Origin of the sequence: Legionella santicrucis (assembly GCF_001468135.1) — a bacterium.
Taxonomy (GTDB): domain Bacteria; phylum Pseudomonadota; class Gammaproteobacteria; order Legionellales; family Legionellaceae; genus Legionella; species Legionella santicrucis.
The window spans coordinates 25,326-32,789 of sequence record NZ_LNYU01000088.1 but is presented as its reverse complement, the minus strand read 5'-3'; the positions used below and the strand labels follow the sequence as shown (position 1 = coordinate 32,789).

Genomic DNA, 7,464 nt, shown 5'->3' with positions numbered 1-7,464 from the left:
TTTCATGAAGGGAGGACTGTTTCAACAATCAATTTTAATTATGATGCTTATGCTGATTTGTTATAGATATTTAATGAGGCCTGCTTATTTTACTGCCTCGCCATTTAGTTTTACAGCAGCCATATAAATTTTTTTATGCTCATCACTAAGCTCTTCTCCTTCTTCGGGTATAGGAATTTCTTTTATTGAAAAAGGATTGTTTTTTATCGCATCTAAGTAGGCCTCTAATGCTTCTTGACTAATCTTCATTTTAATACTCCTGATTGTTGATTAAATTTGATCTCTATGTAAATTTTATCGATTCGGTATTAAAGAAGACTTATGGCCTTTTGAAGAAAATTCACTGCTTTTCCTACTTGGATATAATTTTTTTGGGAATTGCTCAAAATCTTAGAAGGGTACATGATTTTGCACTGGCTCAAGGGTTGATTAGATAAAAAAATCCCATGCTAAATGAAGAAGTGCTGGATTCTTTTTTTAGAAGGGTTTTTTCTCTGAAAGATCCCAATTATGGCTTATAAAGAAAAGAGCGGGGGCATGGTTTTCAATTCACTGCGTGATGAGGCTTTGAACGTTTAAGTCGACCATTGAGTATGAGTACGCTTCCTGCTGAGCTTCCTGAAATAGGTCAATAATAAGTCTTGGATGCTCTATAATGACTAGCCGGAAATATTTATGGCTCACCATCCCAAGAATATTTTTTTAAATCAACATGGCCATTGATGATGATAATGTCTTCTTTTTCTAACAGTTCTTTCTGAAGTAAATAATGGTGGCTATTCGCAGGAAAAGAAAGCGCTCCTCTGGATTTTAACACACGTTGCCAAGGAAGATTATGACTCTTTGTGCAGGAATGAAGAAGCCATCCGACTCCACGTGCACCGTGTGGATGGCCTGCTAGCCTGGCAATATCTCCATAGGTTATCACTTTACCTCGGGGTATTGATTTAATTAACTTAAGTACTTCTTGTGAAAATTCAGTTTGAGTGTTCATTCTGTACGAACCCGATCAATGGATTGTTCATTAATGGAGTATATCATTTGTTGATAGTACATGATTGCTACAACAACCAGCGATCAAAAAAATACAAATGATACATCACCATCGAAAAAGTATAGAAAAAAGAGCCAACACAAACTCAAATTTTTCAAAAAGTCAGGGTACAATTAATATCTTATTTGCGGTAACTTATCGGAGTCCGACTTTTCTGTTAGAGAGTTTTCTTTAATTTTAAATCCTCGTTCAGCAAGAGTACCTGAATCTACAGGGAGAATTTTGCCCCAATGACTAATATGAATATTTTGCGCTGGATGTGATTTATCGAGTAACATATTTACTACGTCATTTTCAAAACCAACTGGGCCACAAACGAAAACAGATGTGTTAGGATCAATCTCTTTTGTTTTTAGATGTTCTGTGATACGACCTGATTTAAATCGATCTAATTGTTCCTCTGTAAGAGTTATATAATGTTGATTGTTGTTATTAAGCCTCACAACAAAATTGGGAAATGGAAGATCTTCAAGACGTTTTGCAGAATAAAAAACTGAAACATCTTTGCCTTCTAATGTTAAATTATTGTACAGATTTCTCATGACAGACTCTGCAGATCCGGCACAAATCAACAATACCTTTTCTCCTGCTGGTTTAAATTCATTTCCACAAGGAGCATCAATTTCAAGATGTGAATCAACCTGACTTTCAGAAAGGATATTTTTAGCTCCATTTTTTAAAATCTGACTTATTTTTAGGTAGGATTCCTCTTTACTCGAAGCAATAGCTAAATAAATTGGTCTTTTGTCGCCATGAATAACTACATATTGTCCATTTCCACAATCATGTGGAGAAACACCTTTTATCTCTAAACTATAAACCTCACTTTCACCGTGTACTTTTTTATTCTTAAGCGTCGCTTCATGGCGTGTAAACATTTTTATCTACCTACTAATTGTGATATTTGAATCCATTTAGATTTCTGAAATCCAAATTGGGCTAATATTATACAATTTCTTTTCTTATGGAATTATTAAGAAGTTTAAAAGTTAATTTAAATTCTACTCAAAATAAGTTTATATATGCTGGGCTTGGAGCAATTAAAAAATTTTTCGATCCCCAAATTATTGAGGAAGTAATAAAAGCACCAAGTAGTATTCAATTTGATTTTATTTGGAGTTATCCAACAATGTTGGGTTAACCAAAGAGTTCAGTTGTGATTTTGTTTTGAACATGATGTCACTATTTGACATTAAATTGTTTAATATTTATATTGCCTCAAATTATTTGCGAGAGGGTTCCATGTCAATAACGATCCATTCTTTTTTCAGCACTATTCATAGATTGCTGAAATCATCTGGTAACCAAGTATCCTTTTGGGAATAGCGGCAATGTTAACTTCAACCGCTTTGTTTGCAGACGTGAATTATCCGCAGGAACGATTAGAGCTTGAGAATTTTTACAAAGCAACCAACGGGACAAATTGGATTAGACAAGATAATTGGCTTTCTGATTCTATTTCATATTGTGAATGGCACGGGGTAATTTGTGATAAAAATGGGCATGTAACTGAACTACAGCTTTATGACAATGGATTAGAAGGAACATTACCAGATACGCTATGTAATTTAACAGAGCTGAAAACCCTTTATCTAAGTTTTAATCACATAGGTGGTCGTATTCCGGCGACCATTGGTCAATGCAAAAAACTTGAAAATATTTGGCTTAAATCCAATCAGATAGACGGTGAGATTCCAGATAGTATTGGTGACCTTGAACATTTGAAATGGCTTGATTTACATGTCAATAAATTATCAGGAGCGATCCCTTCATCCATTGGAAATTTGCATCAACTTGAAATATTACGGCTTGATGATAATCAACTGAATGGAGTCCTGCCTGATTCTCTTTATATGCTTAAGAATTTAAAAGAAATTTATTTATTTAATAACTACATCTCAGGTCCTATAAGCACTAAAATAGAGCAGTTAACGCAATTGCAACATATTTATCTTGGGCATAATCAATTCAGTGGAGTTCTTCCAGATACAATGACTCAGCTCCATTCTTTGAAAACCTTACGTGTTGAATATAATGCGTTGACTGGCATACTCCCTGTTGACATTGGTAACATCATTAACCTACAAGTACTCCGTCTTGATCATAATCAATTTACAGGCAAGGTTCCTGACAGTTTATTAAATCGAGAATATGAACTTCAAGTTGTTGATTATTCATACAATAATTTTGAGTGAGCACCGCTCAAATGAAAATAAACATGGTTACATACTTTAAAAATGGAACTGTTGGGCTACGTTCTGCTTAGCCCAACTTCTTGCTTATTATGGGTACTGCTGTTTTTGATGAATGCTCTCTTCTTGGTCTTCAAGTTCTTCCTTTTCTTCAGGAATAGGAGATAACACCGTACTTGCGTTAGAACTACTGGACTCAAAAATACTAAATTGAGCAAGATTAGACTTATTTGATGGATTTTCCCGTGGTGTTACTCGATTTCCTGAGTAAGTGAGAATATCTATTTCTTTTTGTATTTGTCGCTGTCCCCTGTTCATTACCTTAATTTGGGGCGCTAATTCAGAAATTTTCGAGAGGAGATCACTTTGCTCTTCTTTTAATGGGGCAAGTTGCTTACCTAATTCTTTCTTTGCTTTCTTTTTAAGGGAATGATCTTGTTGTTCTTCTTTTATAGCATCAATTTGTGCCTTTATCATGGATGCTTGCAACATGAAACTTTTCATCGGGGTGGTAACTGATTTTCTGGAGGCTTCTTTCATATGTTCCAGCTGTTCACGTAAAGAATGCCTGGTGTTTTCTAAATGCTCTAATTTGTCCGCATGGTATTTCTTAAAATCACAGTCCCATTTGGCTTCAGCAATGTAATTTTCTAATATAGGGGTGAATTGACTAACATAGCTTGTCAAATCTAATAAGTTGTTTCCAGTATATAAGTCCAACTCGTTAGTAAGACTAGGTGCTATGATAATGGCAAGATTATTATAAGTCATACGATTAATTTCTTGGCATTTACCTACTTGATGCATTAAATAAAAATAATGATAAAGAGTTTCCCCTGCACGTTGATGATCTATTCTCTTTGACATAAGAAGATCATTAATGAAATTATCAAATAATTGAGCTGCTATTGTGTTTTTAAGGTCTTCTTCTTGGTGAGAATCTAATAATGATTTCAATTTCTTAGAAAAAGATACCAGCAGCTCATCTTTGGAAGCTAATATTTGACTCTCTTTAAGCACTGTAGATATCATTCCTAAAACATTATTGAGATGCTCGTTATTAACTATATTTTTATTCATTATGTAGTGACTCAATGTCTCTACATTAAAATGATCACAGATAAGCTGTTCGAGTAAACGATCTATTTCTTCTTTCGAACCAGGGATCCGAAAAATCCCTTGCGTATTTAATAACTCTGGATATTGCGATATTAATTGAACAATTGAGCGAAACACATTAACTATATTATGAGTACTGTAAGGGCCTGCCATTAATTTCTCCTAAATAAATAGTAACCGGTGAAACAGTAACATGAGATTATATTTTGTTTGATATTTTTAAATAAAGAGCAATTAAAGCTCATTTTTAGTTTTTGTTTAATAGAAATCCTGTAGTTCGTTGAAATTAATTATTAAATTATTGATATCATATAGAAACAAAGTTTGGAATTTTTATTGAAAATCAATATTTTTTAGCCTGCGGACTAAAGAACGTATCAATTATAGATATAAAAGCTGGTTAAATGTGCTAGGAGCTTATTTTAAGCTAGTAGATAATTGAGTTATTTTATCCAAAGTGGATAATTAAAAAAAACTTCTGAAATTGCCAAATGTGGATTAAATCTACTTTCCTCACCTGTCTCGAATTAGGTCGGACAAGCTACTTAAAGGATTTTCTGTAATTCATAATTTACCTCAAAAAAAATTATTCACTTTTTGTTTTTTTATATTTTGTAAGAAAAATTGTCCACCATGCTTACTTGATTAATAAATCCTTAATAATTTACTTATAAAATATCAATAATTGATCAAATGGTGTTTATTTTGCATGAGAAACAGCAAGCCCGAATCTAAAAAAAACATAACCCATTTTGTTGTATTTGGTGATAGCCTTTCTGATGGTAAAAACATGGGCGAAAAGTTTTCTTTTCTAGGCTCATGGGTAAAAGGTTTATGGCTCAAAGCATTGGGATTAGATAAATCTCCCAATGAGCGCTTTACCAATGGTTATACATGGGCAGACTCGCTTAGAGCAACTCTTATCAGTAAGTTTCTTAATGACGACAAAATAAAAAAGGATTCTAAACACCGTTTTGGAAAATATAATCTGGATAATGCGGATATCAGTGATGATGTTCTTAATCAGTCTCCTTATATCCGAAAAAGAGATACTTTGGATGATGTTATAGCGGAATTAAGAGAAGTAAAACGTAGGCAACGCGTAGAAGATAGAGAAGAAGGACACCTATTTGCAGCAAAACAAGAAGGTACTTTAGAAGATATAATAAATCCTGGACATATAGTCGATAGCACTGATATAGCTGATGCTGCAATCGCACATAGGCATAAAACGAATGCTCAACGTGCCGCTCTTCGTAAAAAAATGGAGCTTCTGAAAGCTCCGGCTCTTCATGAGTCTTCTGATGATATATCGGATCAGATAATTACAGATCCTCGTTACAGCCAATACATTCAAGAATATTATTCGCTCGATGATGGGCGTACTGCTCAATATAATGGGCAAAATTTCTTCGCAAATTACAGTCAGGGTGGTGCAACATCTTATGATTACAGTTGGAAAGGTCTTTTTCTTTCTCTGCTTGCCCCATTTACTTCGATAAAGCTTTTTTTTACCCGCTTAATTGTATCTAACTTGTCAAAGCAGGTGGATCAATTCTTAGCTGACCTTGAGAAACAAGAAGATTATGAGGATAAAGAAAAGACATTGATTACTGTATTTTCTGGTGCTAATGATTTAATTACGGTTAATTCAGAACCAACAAAAGAGGCAGCAAATCTTGCAGTACAAAGTAATATAGATAACATTGAGAAATTAATTCAACAGGGTTTTAAAAATATTGTGCTTTGTAATTTGCCCGATTTATCGTTAACTCCACGTTTTCAAGGTACATCAAGAGAAGGCAAAGCTCACGAAGTAACAGAATATTTTAATACACAACTCGAAGAGAAATATAAAAAATTAAAAGATAAATACCCTTCCTGCTCCATTGATTTTTTCAATATCAATTCTGTTTTTACTAAAATATATACTGATGTCCGAGATAACCCTCAATCAGAATATGCTCAATATTTTGATCGTAAAAAATTAAAAGAAGCTTATAAAGATTCAGCAGACTATACAATGACTCCTGAGAGAACCTCTCCAGGTTCTAAACATATGTTTTGGGATGATGTGCATCCAACCACTACGATGCATGCCTTGTTGATGTCTGAATTTTACAAAAGTATAGATGCTTTAGGTAAATATAAAGTCTCAGCGCCAGAAGAACAAAGTCCTGAACAATTGTGTAATAGATTCAGACAGAAATATCATGAAAAATTAGAAAACTCTTGGTTTGGATTTTTGAATTCAAATAAAGAGCTTTCTATTAATTATAAAGAGCCAGCTAAAGCACTGAATACCATACTGCGCTTTGCATTTGATAAAAATAATAAAAAAGCAGACTACATACGCAAAGCTATGCTTGATTTAGGTTGGTGGGTAAATAATGAGCCCAATATGTGTATTCCTGCTCTGGCCGATGCCATGTGGATTTTAGATCCAACTTTAGCGCGAGAGTTAGAAGCAAAATTGGATCCTCATTTGGAACAACCGCACTCTAATTCCCCTAGAATGATAATGGGGGCTTTAAATGCAGGTGTTCCTCGCCACAAAACAGTTCCTCCAGAGCTTGCTTTGCCTCCTGAGGTTGAGAAAAAATTAAAAATGATGCAAGAGTTCCCTAATAAAGATAAGGAGCTCACTTTGCCTAAACCAAAAGGAAATACAACATTTGAAACCCAAGAATTATCGGCAAAGGATAATACTTTGACTTTTGTTTAAGTATTTATTGTGCCTGGTGCATCCCAACGAATAGAGCATTCGCCAAAGAAGTACAAATTTCCACTCTTATCAACGAACAAGCAAAGCTTTAATTTTTCTAGTACTGGCAATAGGAAAATTTAGAAAAATAAATCAGCCTAGGGTCTGTTGACATTTCACCAGCCGCCTACGTGCCGCGGCTTGTCCGCAGCATCCAGTAGATCTAAATCATTGGCCAATTTTTGAAGCGTTTTTCACGTCGAGCTGCCTCAATGTATAATTCATGTACTTCGTAATAGACAAGCATATGTACGTTATATTTAGCAGTGAAGCCAGGAATGACTTTGTTTTTGTGTTCCCAGGCCCGTTTGATGATATCTGACGTAGAACCCACA

The 7,464-nt window shown here is 34.4% G+C and carries 7 protein-coding genes; 2 read left to right on the top strand and 5 right to left on the bottom strand.

The annotated features are described in order from the left end of the window. Window positions 1-84: 84 nt before the first annotated feature. The 3 genes from Lsan_RS22230 to Lsan_RS17405 all read right to left on the bottom strand — a co-directional run bounded on the left by Lsan_RS22230 (window position 85) and on the right by Lsan_RS17405 (window position 1,932). Window positions 85-249, bottom strand: coding sequence for a hypothetical protein (locus Lsan_RS22230; protein WP_157068319.1), 165 nt, complete (start codon window positions 247-249; stop codon window positions 85-87). A gap of 424 nt (window positions 250-673) precedes the next feature. Then, the gene (locus Lsan_RS17410; protein ID WP_058515400.1) at window positions 674-994 is read right to left on the bottom strand and encodes an MGMT family protein; all 321 of its coding nucleotides are present in this window, start codon (window positions 992-994) and stop codon (window positions 674-676) included. Window positions 995-1,167: 173 nt separating this feature from the next. Beyond that, a complete protein-coding gene (locus Lsan_RS17405; RefSeq protein ID WP_058515399.1) occupies window positions 1,168-1,932 on the bottom strand; it encodes an FAD-dependent oxidoreductase in 765 nt (254 codons plus the stop codon). A 453-nt stretch (window positions 1,933-2,385) separates the two neighbouring features. On the opposite strand from Lsan_RS17405, the gene Lsan_RS17400 reads away from it, so the two are divergent. Continuing rightward, entirely contained in the window at window positions 2,386-3,249 is an 864-nt protein-coding gene (locus Lsan_RS17400; RefSeq protein WP_058515398.1) for a leucine-rich repeat domain-containing protein, read from the top strand. Window positions 3,250-3,336: 87 nt separating this feature from the next. Here the strand turns inward: Lsan_RS17400 and Lsan_RS17395 are convergent, their stop codons facing one another. After that, the gene (locus Lsan_RS17395; RefSeq protein WP_058515397.1) at window positions 3,337-4,518 is read right to left on the bottom strand and encodes a Rho GTPase-activating protein; all 1,182 of its coding nucleotides are present in this window, start codon (window positions 4,516-4,518) and stop codon (window positions 3,337-3,339) included. A 556-nt stretch (window positions 4,519-5,074) separates the two neighbouring features. On the opposite strand from Lsan_RS17395, the gene Lsan_RS17390 reads away from it, so the two are divergent. Then, window positions 5,075-7,090: an SGNH/GDSL hydrolase family protein gene (locus Lsan_RS17390; protein WP_058515396.1), complete on the top strand. Its 2,016-nt coding sequence runs from the start codon at window positions 5,075-5,077 to the stop codon at window positions 7,088-7,090. Window positions 7,091-7,292: 202 nt separating this feature from the next. Here the strand turns inward: Lsan_RS17390 and Lsan_RS17385 are convergent, their stop codons facing one another. Then, window positions 7,293-7,463, bottom strand: a complete 171-nt coding sequence (locus Lsan_RS17385) for a GIY-YIG nuclease family protein (protein WP_157068320.1) — start codon at window positions 7,461-7,463, stop codon at window positions 7,293-7,295. Window position 7,464: the final 1 nt, after the last annotated feature.